Genomic DNA, 19,194 nt, shown 5'->3' on the forward strand with positions numbered 1-19,194 from the left:
TCTGATTTCATAAAAATGAATAATCAAATGGGTTGTTCGCAATGAATGAAAATGAAGGATTGAAGAGACGCCCGGAAATCGGGCGTGATGCACCTCTGTCGGATGACCAGGCCATGACCGGACCCGACACGCTCCGCCAGCTCGCCGCGCGCGCCCGCTCGCTGCCCGAACGTCTCGCCTTCGCCGCGGCGAGCGGCTTCAGCTGTCCGGCGGCGGACCAGCCGGTCGCGGCCGCGCGGCTCGCGCGCTGGCGTCGGGCGGTGGCGGGCGACGATGCCGCGCTGTTCACGCGCCGGCTCGCCTGGAGCGGCATCGCGCCGGCCACGGCGCTCGCCGCGCTCGCGCCCGGCCTGCCCGCGCCGTCGACCTTGCCGGCGTGGCTCGCGACGTTCGGCGCGCTGCAGCGCGCGGCGCGCGCGTTCGTCCAGGACGCGCCGGGCGTCGCGCCTTCCCCGCTCGCGAGCGCGCCCACCCCGCTCGGATTCGCGCTCGATCCCGACGACCCGCTGCCGTTCGAGGCGCTGTGGCTGCCGGCGCTCGCGCTGGCGCGCGAACAGCTGCGCGACGCGCTGGCGCCCTTGCGCGCCGCATCGGGCGGCGATCTGTCGGACTGGTTCGCGCCCTCCGCGTATCTCGATGCGGAGCGCGCGCTGCTGCGCCGCGTGACCGACCTCGCGGGCCGCACGCTGGGCCTCGAATTCGCGACCGACCGGCCCGCGCACCTGAACCTGCCCCTGCCGTTCCTGGACGAGGATCCCCCCGACCACTGGCATCGCCGCTTCGTCGCGCTGCACTGCGCGCAAGGCTATGCCGCGCTGTTCGACACCTATCCGGTGCTCGCCCGCCTGATCGTCACGGCGCTCGAGGACTGGCGCGACGAACTCGTGGAATTCCTGCACCGGCTCGCGGCCGACCTGGACACGCTGCGCCGCGCGGCGGGCGGCGCGCCCGGCCCGGTGACCGCGCTGCGCCAGGATCTGTCCGACGCGCATCACGGCGGCCGCGCGGTGAAGATCGTGCGCTTCGCGCAGGGCGGCGCGGTGGTCTACAAGCCGCGCAGCGTCGCGCCGGAAATCGCGTTCAACGCGCTGCTCGCGCGCTGCAACGCGCTCGGCGCGACGCCCGCGCACGCCACCCTCGACCACCTCGATCGCGGCGCGTACGGCTGGGCGCTGACCTGCGCGAGCGCGCGGCCCTGCGCGGACCGCGCCGCGCTCGATCGCTTCTACCGGCGCGCCGGCATGCTGCTGTGCCTCGCCTATGCGCTCGACGCGAACGACCTGCACAGCGAAAACCTGATCGCCGCGGGCGAGCATCCGGTGCTGGTCGACACCGAGACCCTCATGCATCCGCGCCCCGCGGCCGCCGCGCAGCGCGCGGCCGATCCGCTCGACGAGGATGCGCGCGCGTTCGCGGACTCGGTGCTGCGCAGCGGCCTGCTGCCGCGCTGGTCGTTCGACGCCGAGGCGCGCATCGCCTACGACATCAGCGGCCTCGGGCGCGGCGCGAGCCAGCCCGCGCCCTGGCAGGCGCTGGGCTGGAGCGGCGTCAACACCGACCGCATCGCGCTGCTGCCGCGCGACGCGAGCCTGCCCGCCCACGACAACCTGCCGTCCCTCGCCGGCCGGCCGGCGACGCCGGCCGACCATGTCGATGCCCTGTGCGCGGGCTTCGCCGCGCAATACCGGCTGCTCGCGCGCCATCGCGCGACGCTGCTCGACGACGCCGGCTGGCTCGCGACGCTGCACGACCTGCCGGTGCGCTTCCTGCTGCGCCCGACCGAGGTGTACGGCGCGGCGCTCGAACAGGCCGGCCTGCCGCAACACCTGCGCGACGGCGTCGAGCGCAGCATCGAGCTCGACCGGCTGAGCGCGCCGCTCGTCGCGGCCGCCGAACCGGGGCCGCTGTGGCCCGCGCTCGACGCCGAAACCCGCGCGCTCGAACGGCTCGACATTCCCTACTTCGGCACCACGGGCGGCTCGCAGGCGCTCGAAGCCGGCGTCGACGCGCCGCTCCCGGACGCCTTCGACGGCACCGGCGTCGCGCGCGTGATCGAGCGGCTGCGCGGGCTCGACGAAACCGACCTCGCGTTGCAGCTCGCGCTGATACGCGGCAGTTTCCTCGCCAGCTCCGCGCGTCACGACCACGGCGCGTCCGCGCGCTCCGCCGATGCCGACGCCCGCGGCAGCCTCAACCGCCCCGCGCAGGCTCCCGCTCCCGCCTCGACCGGCCCCGCCGCCGCGCAACTGATCGCCCAGGCCGGCGCGCTCGCCGACGAACTGGCCGGCCACGCGCTGCGCGATCCGCGCGGTCGCGTGACCTGGCTCGGCCTGCGCTACGCGGCGAAGGCGCGGCGCTTCCAGTTCGAACCGGTCGGCGTCAATCTCTACGACGGCCGCTGCGGCATCGCGCTGTTCCTCGCCGCGCTCGCCCACGCGCGCGGCGACGGCGGCGATCCGCACGCCGCGCTGCTCGCCGATACGCTCGCGCCGGTGCGCCGCCTGTTCAACGACGCCGCGCCGGCCCACGGCCGCGCGCTCGCGCGTCGGCTCGGCCTCGGCGGCGCGAGCGGGCTCGGCTCGATCGTCTACGCGCTGACCCGGATCGCGCGCTGGCGCGACGACGCCGCGCTGCTCGACAGCGCCCGCGCGGCCGCGCGCGGCATCGACGCGAGCCTGATCGCCGCCGACGACCGGCTCGACGTGATCGACGGCGCGGCCGGCGCGCTGCTCGGCCTGCTCGCGCTGCACGAGGCGACCGGCGACGCCGCCGTGCTGCGCGCCGCGATCGCCTGCGGCGACCATCTGCTCGCGCGCCGCCACGCGCGCCCCGGCTTCCCGCCCGCGTGGCGCACGCTCGGCCCGATCCCGCTGACCGGCTTCTCGCACGGCGCGGCCGGCATCGCCTACGCGCTGCAGCGGCTGCACGCGGCGACCGCGCGGCCCGACTACCGCGCGGCGGCGCGCGACGGCATCGCCTACGAGCGCGCGTGCTATGACGTGCGCGCGCGCAACTGGCCCGACTACCGCATGCCCGACGATCCGCCCGGCTTCGCGCTCAGCTGGTGCCACGGCGCGCCCGGAATCGGGCTCGCGCGCGCCGCCGGCCTCGCGCTCGACGCGGGGGCCGACGCCGCCGGCGGCGAGGCCCGCGCCGAACTCGACGCCGCGCTCGCCACCACGCGCGCGGCCGGCCTGCCCGCGCTCGACCATCTGTGCTGCGGCGGCTTCGGCCTCGTCGACACGCTGCTGTCGGCCGGCCTGCATCCCGGGCGCGACGCCGCGCGCGACGAGGCCGGCCGCCTCGCCGCGCAGATCCTCGCGCGCGCCGACACGGCCGGCGGCTTCCGGCTGTTCGGCAACCTGCCCGCGAGCGCGCGCAACCCGGGCCTGTTCCAGGGCACGGCCGGGATCGGCTACCAGATGCTGCGGCTCGCCGCGCCCACGCGCGTGCCGAGCGTGCTGCTGTTCGAATGACGCGAGGACCCGCATGAAGCGCCTTCCCACCCCTCTTCCGGAGATCGACACGATGCCCCTGACACTCGACGAATTCGCTCTGCTGCCCCGCCTGACCGGTGTCTGGCACGGCGATTTCCAGTGCCTCGACACGGAAGGCCGTGAAATCAAGCGCTATGCCTGCGTCGTCACGCAACGGATCGAGGCGGGACGCTGGGTGCAGTCCAACGAGAACACCTACGAAGACGGCCGCGCCGACCTCTGGCGCTTCCTCGGCCATGCGTTCGCGCCCGGCGTGATGCGGCTGACGAGCCCCGATGCGCCCTACGACACGTTCCGCATGACCGCGACGGAAGCCGCGCCGCACGTGCTGCTGCTCGACGTGCGGCTCGCGCGGACGGGCGCGGTGCTCGCCACCGAGACCTTCACGCTGATCGATCCGGCGCGGCGCGTGCGCACGATCCAGCAGTTCGACGCCGAGACCGGCAACCTGCGCGGCTACATGCTGGTGCGCGAGCGGCGCGTCGCGGCGTGAGCCGGCCCGACGCCGCCCGGCCCGGCGGCGTCAGGAGAAGAAAGTGTCCAGCAGCACGTTGAACGACAGCACGACGAGCAGCATGTCGTCGTCATGGCGCGGGTCGAGCGTGGTGTCGCGCGCGCGGCAGCGCGCCTTCAGCGCCTCGACCGTGTCGACGCGGAAATAGCCGTCGCGCCGGATCCGCTCGGGCGACAGCAGCGCGTCGACCCAGGCCGCGCCCGAGCGCAGCAGCGCCGGGCTCGCGGCCGCGTGGAAGCCGAACTTCTCGCGCCGCGCGATCGCGTCGGGCACCCAGCGCGCGGCCATCCGCTTCAGCACGTACTTCTCCTCGAAGTCGCGCAGCTTGAGGTCGGCCGGCATGCGGCGCGCGCACTCGATCAGCTCGCGATCGAGGAACGGATAGCGGCCCTCGACGGAATGCGCCATCAGCATGTGGTCGCCGTGATCGCCGAGCAGGTGATCCGCGAGGCGCAGCTTCATGTCGAGATACGAGCGCTGGTGCACGGGATGCCGTCCGCGCAGCCGCGCGGGGTCGACCAGCTGCGTCGACAACGCATCGCCGTCGGTCTCGAAGCGATCGAGCAGCGCGTCGGAGTACAGCGCGGCGCGGCGCGCGGCGAATTCCGCATAGCGCCGCTCGTAGCCGACCGTCGCGTCGCCCCACAGCCGCTCGCGGCAGCGCAGCTCCGCGTCGGGCACGCGCGCGCCGCCCTCGGACAGCGCGGCGAACGCATCGAACCGGTAGCCCGGATAGCCCGCGAACAACTCGTCCGCGCCCTCGCCGCCGAGCACCACCTTGATCCCGGCCGCGCGCGTCGTCTCCGCGAGCGCGAGCACGCAGGTGTTGTAGGTCTCCTTCACCGGGCATTCGGCGTGATAGATCATCTGCGTGAAGCGGCGCTGGATCTCGTCGTCGTCGAAGCGGATCTCGTGATGCTCGGTGCGCAGCGTGTCGGCCATCAGGCGCTGGTAGCGCTGCTCGCTGACCGCCGGATCGTCGAACGCCACCGCGAACGAACTCAGTGGGGCGTCCGGTTGCAGGCGTCGCATCATCGCCGCGACCAGCGAGGAATCGAGCCCGCCGCTCAGGTACACGCCGACCGGCACGTCGGCGCGCAGCCGGCGGCGCACCGCGCCCTCGAAGCACGCGGCCAGCTCGTCGACGTAGGCGTCGACATCGCGCGCCGGCTCGACCGCGCCGTCCGGATAGTCGAGATCCCAGTAGCGCTTGAGGACGGGCGCGCCCGCCGCGCACACGAGCGCGCAGCCGGGCGGCAGCGCGTGAATGCCGGAGAACATCGTGCGCGGGCTCACCAGCCCCGGAAAGCACAGCACCTGGTCGAGGCCGACCGGATCGAGTTCGGCGCGCACCTTCGGATGCCTGAGGATCGCCTTGATCTCCGACCCGAAGATCAGGTAGCCGTCGACCACCGTGTAGAACAGCGGCGCGATCCCCACCGGATCGCGCGCGAGCAGCAGGCGGCGCGCCTCGCGGTCGTACAGCGCGAACGCGAACTGGCCGTTCAGGTGATCGAGCAGCCGGTCGCCCAGCTCCTCGTACAGATGCAGGATCACCTCGCAATCGCTGCGGGTCCTGAGCCGATGGCGGCCGCCGAGCCACCGCTCCGCCAGCTCGCGATCGTTGAAGATCTCGCCGTTGCAGACCAGCACGAGCGAACCGTCCTCGTTCAGGAGCGGCTGGTCGCCGCCCGCGATGTCGACGATCGCGAGGCGACGGAAGCCGACGCCGAACCCCGCGTCGATCAGCACGCCCTCCGCATCCGGGCCGCGATGCGTGAGCGCGGCCGTCATCGAGCGGATCGCCGGTTCGTCGACCGGTCGCCGCTGGTACAGATCCAGGCAGCCCACGAAGCCGCACATCGTCAGGCCCCCCGCGCTTGCGCGCCGCGCGCCGTCATGGGCGCGGGTCCGCCATCGCGACCACCACCTCGCGCGGCCCCTCGAACGGCTGCCGCCCATGCGCGGCGAGCACGTTGTCCAGCAGCAGCACGTCGCCGCGCCGCCACGCGAACATCGCCCGCTCGCGCGCATAGGCCGCGCGGATCGCCGCGAGATCGTCCGCCGTCAGCGGCGCGCCGTCGCCGTAGCACGCGTTGCGCGGCAGGCCCTGCTCGCCGTAGCGGGCCAGCAGCGCGTCGCGCACGGGGGGCGCGAGCGCCGACACATGGAACAGGTGCGCCTGGTTGAACCATACCGGCGCGCCCGTGCGCGGATGGGCGAGCGTCGCCTGGCACACCTGCCAGGTCGCCAGCGTCCCGTCGTCGCGCCACGCGTGCTCGATGCCCTGCGCGTAGCAGTAGGCGGCCAGCTCGTCGCGGCGCTCGGTGCCGAACACCTGCTGCCACGGCAGGTCGACGCCGGGCCGGTAGTGCCGCACGTACATCACGCCGTGCGCCTCGAAACGCGCGCGCGTCGCGGCGGGAATCGCGGCGAGCACCGCACGGCTGTCGCAGATCGGCGTCTCGCCGCCGCGCGCGGCCGGCACCCGGCAGCAGAACGCGATGCGCGCCGGCCACTCGCGCGCGTAGGCCATCTCGTTGTGCAGCGGGATCGTCTCGGCGGCCGGATACTCGGTCGACGTGTAGATGCCCGGCTCCACCTCGCGACGCGGCGTCGAGCCGTAGCGATACGCCATCGGCGCGCTCGACACGGCCGCCATGAACGCGCGGAACGCCTCGGCCGACGGCGCGACGAAGCCGCGGAACAGGATCGCGCCGGTTTCGTCGAGCGCGCGCTCGATCAGGTCGCGATGATCGGCCGCCCACGCGGGCAGGCTCAGGTCGGCCAGCTGCGCCTCGACCACGAGCGGCAGGCGCGCGGGCGCGACCGGGCGCGTGATCGCCACGAAGCGGTTCGCCGCGAGCGACGTCGCCTGGCGGCGCGCGAGCCCCGGGCCGCCCATCGGCCCCGTCGGCAGCGCCCCGCTCATGCCGGCCCCCCGGCGCGCCGCCGCGCCGTGCGCAGGCGCGCGCCGTCGCGTTGCGCGAGCGCTTGCGCGCGCCGCGCCGCGCGCTCGGACGCCAGCGCCGCGATGCTCAAGTCCGGCTGCGCCGCCATCCGCGCAAGCAGCCATGCATAGTCGTCCATCCACCCCTCCACCGTCGCTGCGTCGAACAGGTCCGCGTCGTAGTCGACGATCAGCGCGAGCTGCCCGTCGACCTCGACCGGATTCCAGGTCAGGTCGCGACGCGCGGCGCCCGCGTGATTCGTCTCGAACGCCACCGCGAGCGGCCCGTAGCCGACGCCCCCCTCGACCTTGTCATAGTTGAAATGCACGTCGATCAACGGACGTCCCGCGTCGCGCGGCAGGTCCAGGTCCGCCGCGATCTCCGCGAGCGACACCCATTGATGATCGCAGGCGTCCAGCACCTCGCCGCGCACCGCCGCGAGCAGGGCGTCGACGCGCTGTTCCGGCGCATCGGCGAGCCGCAGCGGCAGCACGTTGACGCAGCAGCCGACCAGCGCCGCCTCGCCGTCCGCGCTCTGGCCCGCCGCCGAGATGCCGACGAGCGCCTCGCCGGGACCGGCGAGGCCGTGCAGCAGCACGCGAAAGCCCGCGAGCAGCACCATGAACAGCGTGCAGCCGTGCGCCGTCGCGAGCGCCGTGAGCGTATCGCCGAGCCCCGCCGGCATCGCGCCGCGCAGCCGCGCGCCGAGGTGCGGGCGGCGCGCCGAGCGCGGCCGGTCGAGCGGCAGCGCGATGCGCGGCAGCGGCGGCGCGAGCCGCGCGCGCCAGTAGTCGCGGCTCGCCGCCCAGCGCGCGGGCTGCGCGGCCGGGCCGGTGCGTTCGAGATGCGCGGCGAACGACGGCGCGGCGGACCACGCGGGCGCGCCGCCCGTCGCGAGCGCCGCATAGGCCTGCCCCAGTTCGCGCGCGAGCGTCACGAGCGACAGGCCGTCGAGCAGCACGTGATGCGCGCTCACCACGAGGTCGTGCGCGTCGTCGCCGAGATCGAGCAGGTGAAACCGCACCGGCGGCTCGGTCGTCAGGTCGAACGGCCGCGCCAGCTCCGCGTCGAGCCACGCGCGCGCCTGCGCATGCGGCTCGCCCGCCGGCAACGCGACCGGCACCAGCCCGTCGCCGGGCGGCCCGATGCGCTGGTGCGCGCCGTCGGCGTCGACGCGCATGCGCAGCGCGTCATGCCGGCGCAGCAGCAGGCGCACCGCCTGAGCCAGCGCCTCGCGATCGGGCGCGCCGCCCAGCCTCACCGTCAGCGATTCGTGGTACGCGCCCGGCGGGCCGACCCGCGACGCCACCCAGATCGCGTGCTGGATCGGGCTCAACGCGAAACGACGCGCCGCGCCCGCGATCAGCAGGGTCTGCGCGCCCGGGCCGTCGCGCTCGCCGGAGCGCAGCGCGACCGCGTCCGCGAAACCATGCGCGGCCAGCTGGTCGAGCCACGCATCGGCGTCGAGCAGCGGATAGTCGGGGCGCACCGCGTGATCGGCGAACAGCCACCAGCCGTCGGTGAGGCCGAACACGAGATCGAGCCAGCGCGCCCGCCCGCTGCCTTCCAGCACGAACAGCAGCCCGCCCGGACGCAGCCGCGCGCGCAGCTGGTCGAGCGTGCGGCCCAGGTCGGCGGTCGCATGCAGCACGTTGGCCGCGATCACGATGTCGGCCTGTTCGTCGGGCCGCGGCGGCTGTTCGATGTCGAGCAGCCGGTAGGCCATGAACGGATACTCGGCGAACTGCCGGCGCGCGTCGTCGAGGAAACGCGGCGACAGATCGCTGAACACGTATTCCACGCGCCCGGCCGGCAGCGCCGGCACGACGTAGGCGGTGGTGCCGCCCGTGCCCGCGCCGACTTCGAGGAGACGCACCGTCGCGTCCGCCGGCGCGGCGCGCACCGCCGCCGCCACCGCGTCGCGCGCGAGCGTGTTCATCGCGCGCGCCATCGGCGACGCGGTGTACAGCGTGCGCAGCGGCGCGAGATCGCCGCCGGGCGCGAGCACTTCGAGCGGATGGCGCGCGCCGCGCAGCACGTCGGCCAGCGCCGCGCCGCAGCGTTCGAGCAGGCCGCGCTCGTGGGCCACCGCCGCGCCTTCGGCGCTCGCCGGCTCGCCGGCCGCGATCGGCGCAGAGGCGGCGCGCGCGCGCCAGCGGCCGGGGCCGTCCGCTTCGAGGCGCCCTTCTTCGGCGAGGATCTGCAACAGCCGGCCGAACAAGCGGCGCTGCGCGGACACGACGCCCAACTCGGCCGCCAGCCCCTCGTCCGTCACCACCGCGCCCGGCTGCGCGCGATGGCCGAGCGCGACGAACGCCGCGTCGATATGCTCCACCGCGCGTCGTTCGAGCCACGCCATGCCGCGCGCGTAGGTGCCGAGATCGTGGCGCGCGCGCAGCAGCGCGAGCGTGCCCGCGAGATCCTGGCCCAGCGCCGCCGACGACGGCAGCGCGACGGCCGCCGCAGCATCGGCTGCCGCAGCGGCATCGTCCGCGGCGACCGCCGGCGCGCCGAACCAGCCGGCCTGCGCCAGCTCGTCGACGACCGCCGTGACCCGCTCGACGATCGTCGCGAGATCGGCCTCGGTATGCGCGGTGGACAGGAAGCAGGTGCGCCCCTCCCACACGTACAGCCCCTTGTCGACGAGGCCGTAGAAGAACGGATCGAGATTGCCGCTCACCTGGAACCGGAACAGCGAGCCGAAATGGGCGACCCGCACCGGCGCGCCGCGGCTCGCGAGCATCGTGTTGAGCGTGTCCGCGAGCCGCGCCGTGCGCGCATTGAGCGTCTCCTGCAACGCCGGGCCGGCCGCCTTGAGGTGCGTCAGCACCGCGCGCGCGGTCGCCATCGTCAGATGGTTCTTGTTGAAGGTGCCCGCGAAGAACACCGTCTCGGCATGCGGGCCGCTCGCGTCGCCGTAGTCCCATGCGCCGCCGTCGATGCCGTCGAGGAAGCGCGCGCGACCGCCGACCACGCCGATCGGCAGGCCGCCGCCTACGATCTTGCCGTACGCGACCAGATCCGCGCGCACGTCGAACCAGGCCTGCGCGCCGCCCGGATGAATCCGGAAGCCGGTCAGCACCTCGTCGAACACGAGCGCCGCGCCGTGCGCGTTCGCGATCTCGCGCAGCCGCCGCAGGAACGCGCGCGGTTGCAGCTCGGGCCGCCGGCTCTGCACCGGCTCGACGAGGATCGCCGCGAGTTCGCCGGCGCAGGCCTCGATCTGCTCCAGCGCGTGCGGCTCGCCGTAGTCGAACATCAGCACGTCGGCGACCGCGCCGGGCGTGACGCCCGCGCTGCCGGGCCGCCCCGGCGCGGCGACCAGCAGCCCGTCCGCGTGGCCGTGGTACGCACCCGAGAACAGCGCGACCTTGGTGCGGCCGGTGGCCGCGCGCGCGAGACGCACGGCCGTCATCACCGCCTCGGTGCCGGTGTTGCAGAACGCGACCCGCTCGACGCCCGTCAGGTCGCGGATCAGTTCGGCCACCTCGCCCGCGAGCGGCGACTGCGGACCGACCTGCAAGCCCCGCTGCCATTGCCCGGTCAGCGCCGCGCCGACGAAGTCGGGCTGATGGCCGAACAACGACACGCCGAAGCCCATCGTGAGATCCAGGTACGCGTTGCCGTCCACGTCGTGAAAACAGGCGCCCGCGCCGTGACTGCCGACGATCGGGTACAGCATCTCCTTGATCGAGGGCCGGAAACCGGCGCTCGCGCGGCTGTCGGCGAGCGCCGCCCGGCTTGCCGCGGCGCGCGCGCGCGAGCCGCCCGTGCGCGCCACGTAGCGCGCCGTCAGCTGGTCGAGGTAGCGCCGCTGCGTGGGGCTCAGCGCCGCCGGCACAGCCGCGGCCGACGGCGCGATCGCTGCGGCGGCGGCAAGCGCGAACGGCGTCGCCTGCCGCGCGGCGGGAACGGGCGTCACCTCCGCGCTCGCCTGCAGCAGCGCAAGCTGTTGCGCGAGCAAGCGTTGCTGCTGCCGGATCAGATCGATGAGCGCGGCCCGATCCGCGGTCGTCGCGGTCGTCTCGGGCGTGCCGGACGCCGGCCGCTCCCTCGCGTCGGCCTCGTCGGCCTCGTCACCGGCCGGCGCGAGCGCGGCCAGATGCGCGGCCAGCGCGCGCGGCGTCGGGATGTCGGAAAACAGCTGTCGCGCGCTGATCTGGATGCCGAAGCGTTGTTCGATCCGATGCACGGCATCGACCAGCACCAGCGAATCCGCGCCCAGTTCGAGAAACGAGGCGTCCGGATCGAGCGCATCGGGGTCGCCGTGCAAAAGCCGGCCGAATTCCGCGATCAGGATCGCGAGAATCCGCGCGTCGCGCGAGGCGGCCGGCGGCGCGTGACGCACCGGCGCATCGGCGCGCAAGGCGGGAGACGCGATCGCCACGGCACTGGCCGCGCGCGCGCCGACCCCGGGCGCGCGATGGTCGTCGGCGTGGGCTGCCCGAGCCGGCGCGGCCGGTGCGCCGTCCACGTGCGGCGGACGTTCCGCGATGGCCGGCTCGTTCGCCGCGCCCATCGCCGACGCGCCGGCCGCCGCCGGCGTATCCGTGTACCAGTACCGCTGGCGCTGGAACGGGTAGCCCGGCAGCGGGACAGGACGCGCGTCCTCCCGGCCGTATACGCCGCGCCAGTCCACGTCCTTGCCGTGCGCGTACAGGACGCCGAGCGCATCGAGCAGCGCGCCGCTCTCGTCCCGGTCCGGCGGCAGCGACGCGATGAAGTGCGCCGCCTCCCCATACCCGCCGCGCGCGCCGAGGCGCGTCAGCGCCGCGCCCGCGCCCAGCTCCAGGAGCAGCTTCGCCCCGCCCGCCGTGACGCCGCGCAGGCTGTCGACGAAGCGCACCGGTTCGAGCAGGTGGCGGCACCAGTAGTCGGCATCGGGCGCGCTCCCCGCCGGCCAGACGGTTCCCGTCAGTCCCGCCACGAGCGGGATCGACGGCGGCCGCCAGTCGACGCGCGCCGCCTCCGCGCGAAACGCCTCGACCATCGGCTGCATCAGCGGCGAATGGAATGCATGGGTGGTGTCGAGCCGGCGACCCTCGATGCGTTGCGCCGCGCCCGCTTGCAGCAGCGCGTCGAGCGCCGCCGCGTCGCCGGAGACGACCGTCGCCTGCGGTCCGTTGAACGCGGCGAGCGCGAGGCGCCCCGGCTCGCGCGCCAGCAGGCCCGACACGGTCTCGGCCGAGGCGAACAGCACCGCCATGCCCCCCGGCTCGGCCAGCGCCGCCGTCAGCCGGCCGCGCGCCGCGACCAGCGCGAGCGCCGGCTCCAGGTCGACCGCGCCCGCCACGCAGGCCGCGACATATTCGCCGAGGCTGTGCCCCAGCACCGCGCGCGGGCGGATGCCCCACGCGCGCCACAATTCGGCCAGCGCGTAGCCGAGCACGAACACGGCGGGCTGCACCTGCTCGGGATCATCGGCGCGCGGCGGCGGCCCTTCGCCGCGCAGCAGCCGCCCGATCCCGCCCGGCGCGCCCAAGGCGCGCAGCACGTCATCGCAACGCTCGACCGCGCGCCGGAACGCCGGCTGCTCGCGATACAGCCCCTGGCCCGCGCCGACCTGCCCCGCGCCCTGCCCGGTCATCATGAATACAAGGTCCGGGCTCGCGTGGCGCGCGGCCGTGCGCTGCACGCCGCCCCAGTCCGCGCGGCCGTCGAGCCAGCCCGACAGGCGCGTCGCGAGTTGCGCGCGCGAGTTCGCCGTCACCGCGAGGCGGTGCGGAAAATGCGCGCGCCCGAGCGCGGCCGTGCGGCCCAGCGCGGCCAGCGCGGCCAGCGGCGACGGTTCGCACGCCGTACGATCCTCATTCAACCCGCGCGCAAAGGCATCGGCGAGCGCGCGCAGCGCGGGCAGGCTGCGCGCCGACAGCGGCAGCAGGCAGACGCGCGCCGCATCCGCCGGCTGCGCGCGCGGCGTCTCGACCGGCGCTTCCTCGACGATCAGATGGCAATTGGTGCCGCCGAAGCTGAAGCCGCTGAGCCCGGCCACGCGCGGCGCGTCGCCGTCCGGCCAGGACGTCAGCGTGCGCGGGATCTCGAACGGCGTGCCGTCGAGCGCGAGGTACGGATTGAGCGTGTGCAGATGCAGATGCGGCGGGATCTGCCGATGCCGCAGCACCAGCACGGTCTTGATCAGGCCCGCGATGCCGGCCGCCGCCTCCAGGTGCCCGATGTTGGTCTTCACCGAGCCGACCCGGCACCATGCATCCGGCGCGCGCCCTTCGCCGAGCACCGTCTGCAGCGCGCGCATCTCGATCGGATCGCCCACCTTCGTGCCGGTGCCGTGCGCCTCGACATAGCCGATGCGCGCGGGCGCGACGCCGGCGTCCGCGCACGCGCGGCGGATCACGGCCTGCTGCGCCTGGCCGTTCGGCGCGGTGATGCCGTTGCTGGTGCCGTCCTGGTTCACGGCGGAACCGCGGATCACCGCGAGGATCCGGTCGCCGGCCGCGAGCGCGTCGTCGAGCCGCTTCAGGATCACCACCCCGCAGCCCTCGCCGCGCACGTAACCGTCGGCGTCCGCGTCGAACGCGCGGCAGCGGCCCGTCGGCGACATCATGCGCGCCTGCGAGAACGCGACCGTCATGTCCGGCGACAGCACGAGGTTCACCCCGCCCGCGATCGCGAGCGAGGTCTCGCCCTCGCGCAGGCTGCGGCACGCGACATGCAGCGCGACCAGCGACGACGAACACGCGCTCTCCATGCCGAGGCTCGGCCCGTGCAGGTCGAGGAAATAGGACAGCCGGTTCGCGGCGAAGCTGGGCGTGCTGCCCGTGCCGTCGTAGCGATCGATGCGGTCCGGATCGCGGCACAGCATGCGCATGTAGTCGGTGTTGCCGATCCCGACGAACACGCCCGCGTCGCCGCCGCGCAAACTGTGCGGCGAGATGCCGGCATCCTCGAGCGCGGCCCACGCGGTCTCCATCACGAGCCGCTGCTGCGGGTCCATGCGCTCGGCTTCGCGCCGCGAAATGCCGAAGAACTCCGCGTCGAACTGGTCGACGTCGTCGACGAAGCCGCCCCAGCGCGTGACCATCTTGCCCGGGGCGTCCTCGCGCGGGTCGTAGAAGTCCGCGAGGTTCCAGCGCTCGGCCGGCACCTCGCGCACCGCGTCGACGCCGTCGCGCAACAGCGCCCAGAACGCCGCGACGTCGCGCGCGCCGGGAAACCGGCAACCCATCCCGACGATCGCGACCGGTACGCCGCCCGCGCGCGGCGCGGCGGCCCCCGACGGCGCCGCCGACGCCTGCACGCGCGTCATGCGGTCAGTTCCGGATGCGCCGCGGGCGCGAGATGCCCCGCGAGCGCGGCGACGGTCGGATAGTCGTAGCCGAGCGTGGGCGCGAGGTCGCGCGACAGCCAGTCGCTGAGGTCGCCCGTCATCCGCACGATCTCGACCGACGACAGCCCGTAATCGACGATCGGCACCTCGATGTCGATCTCCTCGGCCGGCCGGCCCAGCGCCTCGGCGAGGTAGGCGACGATCCAGGCCTGGATCGCCTCGCGATCGGCCGCGCGCGCCGCGCCGCGCACCTGCACGACGGGCGCCGTGCCGCCCGCGCCGCGCGTGGGCAGCTGCGAGGCCAGCGCATGGAAGCGACGCATCGCCGCGCCGCGCTCGGTGCCGCGCAGCTGCTGCCACGCCTGCCACTGCACGAAGCGGCGCGGATGCAGCACGGGGTTCGGCTGCGGCTCCGTGTTGTCGCCGTACAGGATCTGCTGCTCCAGCGCGCTCAGCTCCAGCCCGACCTCGTTTTCCGGCAGCGCGATGCGGCCGAGCCGGAATGCGTTGTACAGCGCGTGGAACGCCACTTCGTCGGCGTCGAGATCGTGGTTGTCGCGCACCACGTTGCGCTTGAAGCGATCCTCGCCCGACACGAGCACGTTGTAGTGGCGACGCACGTCGTGGCCGTTTTCATCGATCCATTCCTGCGTCTGCCGCCCCGGGTAGACCAGCACGTCCGGGCCGACGTAGCGGCCGATGATGCCGAGCCGGCGCCGCGTCGAATGATTCGGATACGAGCAGTGCATGGTGCGCTCGGTGAAGATGATCGCCTGGCCGGCGCGCACCGGCACGTCCTCGACTTCCCAGTCGTTCTCGTCGAACGCGTAGGCGAACGAATACTGCTGGTTGCGCTGCCAGATCGTCTTGTGCGCGCTGATGCCCGCGAAGATGCCGTCGGCCGCCGGCGCGGCGCTCGGGATGATCTCGAACGCGGTCGACTGCGAGCCGTTCGCGAAGCGCATGCAGCCGTTTTCCTTATCCACGTTGTCGATCGCGACCCACACGGTGAGGTTCACGTGACGTTCCTCGTCGTCCGGATAGACGAGGGTCTTCTTCGAGAAATCGATGTCGCTCGACGAGTAGTGCTCGATCGCCTGGTGCCACTTGATCACGCCCTGGCCCGGCATCTTGCAGAACACGTTGGTGTACCACAGCAGCAGGTCGGGACCGACCATCTGGTTCAGCTTCCCGATCAGCTCCGGCTTGCGGAACATCGCCTTCAGCGGCTCGTGATACAGGTGCAGGTCGCGCGGCGTTTCGAGTCCGAGCACGTTGTTGAAGAAGGTCATGACCTGCTGCCCGTCCGCCTCTTCGATCAGGCGGCCATTGGTTTCCAGGCAATCCTGGATGACGGCGACCTCGGCGGGCGAAAACAGATCGACCTTCACCCAACCCTTGGTGTTGAAGTGCTCAAGCTGCTCGGCTGACAACATGTGAAGTCTCCCCATCACTCGAGATGCGCCCCGTCGGCCGGGGCTTGGTAAGGACGGCCGCTCGCATGAACCTGCGCCAGCGTGCCGGCCAGATAGGCGGCGCGACAGGCCGCCCGCTGAATTTTTCCGCTCGTCGTCTTGGTGATCGTGCCCGGCGCGATCAGCACGATGCGCGCGTTGCCCACGTCGTGCAGCTCCGCGATCGCGCGGCGGATGCTGTCGGTCGCCTGCGCGGGGTCGAGGTCGCGCAGATGGCTGCGGCGCACCTCCTGGACGATCACGAGCTGCTCGCCGTCCGCCGCGTCGATCGAGAACGCCGCGCCGTGGTCGATCCGCAGCGCCGCGTGGCTCGCCTGCGCGGTGCGTTCGAGATCCTGCGGATAGTGGTTGCGGCCGTGGATGATGATCACGTCCTTGAGGCGGCCCGTGACGAACAGGTCGCCGTCCGCGACGAAGCCGAGATCGCCGGTGCGCAGGAACGGCCCGTCGCCGCTGTCGGCGAGCCGCGCGCCGAACGTCTCGGCGGTCTCCTGCGGCCGCTGCCAGTAGCCCTGCGCGACCGCCGCGCCGGCCACCCAGATCTCGCCCACCTGATCGGGCGCGCAGGGGCGCAGCGTGCGCGGGTCGACGATCTCGACGCGCGCGTCGATGCAGCTCGCGCCGTGTCCGAGCAGCACGCGTCCGCCGTCCGCCTCGGAGCGCGCCGCCACCCGGCCGCGCGCGAGCGCGGCGGGATCGATCGCGAAGCGGCGCAGCGGCGCGCCGCGCGGATGCGTGGCGACCTTCAGCGCCGTCTCCGCGAGCCCGTAGCCCGGGCACACCACGTCGGGACCGAGGCCGAACGGCGCGAACGTCTCGACGAAGCGGCGCACGACATCGTCGCGCACGGGCTCCGCGCCGTTGATCGCCACCTTCAGCGTATGCAGGTCGAGCCCCGCGGTCCGGCGCGGATCGGCGGTGTCGACGCACAGCTGGAACGCGAAGTTCGGCGCGGCCGTGTGCGTCGCGCCGAAGTGCGTGATCGCGCGCAGCCAGCGCATCGGCTGCTGCAGGAAGGTCATCGGCGCGAGCTGGTGACACGGAAAGCCGTTGTAGAGCGGCTGCAGCACGCCGTACAGCAGCCCCATGTCGTGGAACACCGGCAGCCAGCTGACCATGCAGCTGTCGGGGCCGTGCCGCGAGGCGCGGTCGATGTCGCACAGCGTCGCGAGCGCATTGCCGTGGCTGACCATCACGCCCTTCGGCTCGCTGACCGAACCCGAGGTGTATTGCAGCCACGCGAGCGCGTCCGGACCGGGCAGCGGCACGTCCGCCGCCGGCAGCGGCGCGTCGGCGCCGCCGCCCGCGAGCAGCGTGCAGCCCGCCTCGCGCAGCAGCGCGTCGAGATCCGGCCGGTCGGCCGCCAGGCTGTCCGGCCCGAGCGCGAGACGCGGCGCGGCTTCGCGCAGGATCGGCAGGAGCCGCGTCATCGGGCGGCCGGCGCGCGGCAGGTCGACGCATACCGCGATCATCCGTGCGTACAGGCAACCGAAGAACGCGACCAGGAACGCCGCGCCGCCCGGGAACAACAGCACCCGGTCGCCCGCGCGGCCGTGGCGCAGCAGGTGCGCCGCGCGGGCGCGCGCGCCGCGGTCGAGCATCGCGTAGGTCAGCGCGTCGCCGGGCTCGTCGCCGTTGCGCGGGAAGTGATAGGCAAGCTGCTCGGGCGTGCGTTCGGCGCGGCCGCGCAGCAGCTGGTTGAGATCGGAGCAAGGCAGGGAGAGCGCCGGGGCGAGGAGCGGTGGCGTGACGACGTCAGCTCCAGTAATAGACATCCTGCCTCCCTTTCGAAAACGCGATGAAGCCGCCGATCGTCACGCGCCGGCCGCCCTCCGCGACCGGCACGACCCGATGCAGGATGGTGCCGCCGTTGAACACGAGGAGCGACCCGGGCGGCGGCGTCACCGACATGCGCGGATAGTTCTCCATCACGTCGGTGATCGGCCGGCCGCGGATCGTGCCCGTGTGCGCGATGCCGCCGCGCTCCTTGTCGAGCCATTCGGTCTCTTCCCAGCGCATGCCGTACAGCATCAGCTCGCCGCCCGCGCGCGGCGCCTCGAGCACGATGAAGAAGCCGAGATGATCGGTATGGCTGACCAGCGTGGACAGGTGGCGATAGCCGCGCGTCGCGTGCAGGAACTGATTCTCGAAATGCCAGCCGATGCCCTGCCCGACTTCCAGCACGCGCACGGTCGCGTGGGTATACGGTTCGCCGTCGGGCGCATTGGGCACCCGCAGGCCGCGGCCGCCCGTCATCGCGCCCAGCAGCTCGGCGATGCGCGAGGAGAAATCGCGGCCGCCCTCGAACAACTGCGCGCAGAACACCCGGAACTCGGCCGCCTCGCGGCGGTAGCGCTCGAGATCCGATTCGGCGATATACAGCGCGGGGCCGTAGATCAGCACCTTGCCGAACGGCGAATCGGGCAGCGGCTCGCGCCGCGTCAGGCGGCTCGAGACGCGCTCGATCTCCTCGCGCGAAAAGGCGTTGTGGATGATCAGGCCGTCGACCCGGCCCTCGCTGATGTCGGCGAGACCGTTCGGCCGCGTCCCGGCCAGGTCGGCGGCGTCGAGTTCCTCGAAACGATAAGGCGGCTCGGCCTCGTCCGGCACGGAAATGACCGTGCGGGCGCCGGCGGATCGGGCCACTGACATACGTCATCCTCCTGGAAGCACATCCGGCCGAGATCGCGGCAAGCCCGCGCCGACCGGGTGGAAATCAAGCGAACCGGTACACACGCCGCACGCCAGGAGGCCGCCCGCGTCCTTTCGGAACGCAGCGGGCGGCCGCTTCCTAGCGCAACGCCGGGAAAATCACTGCCGCTGGATCTGGCTGCCGATGTGGCAGCTGGTCGAGCAGTAGGCGTCCATCAGGGTCCGGACGGTGGCGTTCGTGTAGTAGTCCGTCTTCACCGAGTGGATGTATTGCGTGACTTCCTGCTCGGAGAACGAGAAGCCCTTCTTCTTGCCCACTTCGGCGATCAAGTGCGCGGCCGACGCAACCTTGTCGCCGCCGTTCTTCGTCGCAACCTTGGCATCCTCGAACAACTTCTGGTCGGTCCGCTTGTCGCACTTCTTCAGGAAGTCCACCAGCTGGTCCATCGCCATAACACACCTCTCAGGAAATTATGTTGACATGATGAGCGTGACCGGAATCCCGCTACCTGCCCGCGAGCCGTCACGCCCACCTCAGTATGGAGACACACTATCCAATTTTTCAAGCTATTTTATGCAAGATTCGATCCTAATAGCATTTCATTTAATTTCATATACGAACAGCGAAAATTTTTGCCAGAAAGCGCTAAACCAATGATCCATGAACACAAGGAATTCGATTTTTTCATTCCTGCCACACGCGCAATGCAATCAAACTGGAAGCCAGCACTTAATTAAAGAATGACGGCTTCCGGAACGGCCATCACTTCTCGTTTACCCTTTTAAAATCACGCTTTTCGAGCAATCCGGCCGATTGACC

At 72.7% G+C, this 19,194-nt stretch carries 9 protein-coding genes; 2 read left to right on the forward strand and 7 right to left on the reverse strand.

Features of this window, described 5'->3' with window-relative positions; translation table 11 throughout:
* Positions 1 to 113: 113 nt before the first annotated feature.
* Both Bsp3421_RS13190 and Bsp3421_RS13195 read left to right on the forward strand, forming a co-directional pair.
* Positions 114 to 3,476, forward strand: a complete 3,363-nt coding sequence (locus tag Bsp3421_RS13190; protein ID WP_273996391.1) for a type 2 lanthipeptide synthetase LanM family protein — start codon at positions 114 to 116, stop codon at positions 3,474 to 3,476.
* Between the two features lie 52 nt (positions 3,477 to 3,528).
* Complete coding sequence (locus Bsp3421_RS13195) at positions 3,529 to 3,990, forward strand: hypothetical protein (protein WP_273996392.1); 462 nt, start codon at positions 3,529 to 3,531, stop codon at positions 3,988 to 3,990.
* 30 nt (positions 3,991 to 4,020) lie between these two features.
* On the opposite strand, the gene asnB is transcribed toward Bsp3421_RS13195, so the two are convergent.
* The 7 genes from asnB to Bsp3421_RS13230 form a co-directional block, all read right to left on the reverse strand.
* Positions 4,021 to 5,862 carry an asparagine synthase (glutamine-hydrolyzing) gene (gene asnB / locus Bsp3421_RS13200; protein ID WP_273996393.1) on the reverse strand — a complete coding sequence of 614 codons (1,842 nt, stop codon included), beginning with the start codon at positions 5,860 to 5,862 and terminating at the stop codon, positions 4,021 to 4,023.
* Between the two features lie 46 nt (positions 5,863 to 5,908).
* The gene (locus tag Bsp3421_RS13205) at positions 5,909 to 6,943 is read right to left on the reverse strand and encodes a TauD/TfdA family dioxygenase (protein WP_273996394.1); all 1,035 of its coding nucleotides are present in this window, start codon (positions 6,941 to 6,943) and stop codon (positions 5,909 to 5,911) included.
* Positions 6,940 to 14,226, reverse strand: coding sequence for a type I polyketide synthase (locus Bsp3421_RS13210; protein WP_273996395.1), 7,287 nt, complete (start codon positions 14,224 to 14,226; stop codon positions 6,940 to 6,942). Before Bsp3421_RS13210 ends, Bsp3421_RS13205 begins: the two co-directional genes overlap by 4 nt.
* The gene (locus tag Bsp3421_RS13215) at positions 14,223 to 15,683 is read right to left on the reverse strand and encodes an acyl-CoA-binding protein (RefSeq protein WP_273996396.1); all 1,461 of its coding nucleotides are present in this window, start codon (positions 15,681 to 15,683) and stop codon (positions 14,223 to 14,225) included. Before Bsp3421_RS13215 ends, Bsp3421_RS13210 begins: the two co-directional genes overlap by 4 nt.
* A 14-nt stretch (positions 15,684 to 15,697) precedes the next feature.
* The gene (locus tag Bsp3421_RS13220) at positions 15,698 to 17,497 is read right to left on the reverse strand and encodes a fatty acyl-AMP ligase (RefSeq protein ID WP_273996397.1); all 1,800 of its coding nucleotides are present in this window, start codon (positions 17,495 to 17,497) and stop codon (positions 15,698 to 15,700) included.
* Entirely contained in the window at positions 17,478 to 18,374 is an 897-nt protein-coding gene (locus tag Bsp3421_RS13225) for a 2OG-Fe(II) oxygenase (protein ID WP_273996398.1), read from the reverse strand. Before Bsp3421_RS13225 ends, Bsp3421_RS13220 begins: the two co-directional genes overlap by 20 nt.
* Positions 18,375 to 18,533: 159 nt before the next feature.
* On the reverse strand, positions 18,534 to 18,821 hold the full coding sequence (locus Bsp3421_RS13230; protein WP_273996399.1) for a hypothetical protein: 288 nt from the start codon (positions 18,819 to 18,821) through the stop codon (positions 18,534 to 18,536).
* Positions 18,822 to 19,194: the final 373 nt, after the last annotated feature.

The sequence above is a fragment of the Burkholderia sp. FERM BP-3421 genome, from assembly GCF_028657905.1.
Taxonomy (GTDB): Bacteria; Pseudomonadota; Gammaproteobacteria; order Burkholderiales; family Burkholderiaceae; genus Burkholderia.

What these genes read in the sequence shown, in the direction of transcription:
- Bsp3421_RS13190 (WP_273996391.1), top strand. Translation starts at nt 114, where the DNA reads ATGACCGGACCCGACACGCTCCGCCAGCTCGCCGCGCGCGCCCGCTCG.
- Bsp3421_RS13195 (WP_273996392.1), top strand. Translation starts at nt 3,529, where the DNA reads ATGCCCCTGACACTCGACGAATTCGCTCTGCTGCCCCGCCTGACCGGT.
- Bsp3421_RS13205 (WP_273996394.1), bottom strand. Translation starts at nt 6,943, where the DNA reads ATGAGCGGGGCGCTGCCGACGGGGCCGATGGGCGGCCCGGGGCTCGCG.
- Bsp3421_RS13210 (WP_273996395.1), bottom strand. Translation starts at nt 14,226, where the DNA reads ATGACGCGCGTGCAGGCGTCGGCGGCGCCGTCGGGGGCCGCCGCGCCG.
- Bsp3421_RS13215 (WP_273996396.1), bottom strand. Translation starts at nt 15,683, where the DNA reads ATGTTGTCAGCCGAGCAGCTTGAGCACTTCAACACCAAGGGTTGGGTG.
- Bsp3421_RS13220 (WP_273996397.1), bottom strand. Translation starts at nt 17,497, where the DNA reads ATGTCTATTACTGGAGCTGACGTCGTCACGCCACCGCTCCTCGCCCCG.
- Bsp3421_RS13225 (WP_273996398.1), bottom strand. Translation starts at nt 18,374, where the DNA reads ATGTCAGTGGCCCGATCCGCCGGCGCCCGCACGGTCATTTCCGTGCCG.
- Bsp3421_RS13230 (WP_273996399.1), bottom strand. Translation starts at nt 18,821, where the DNA reads ATGGACCAGCTGGTGGACTTCCTGAAGAAGTGCGACAAGCGGACCGAC.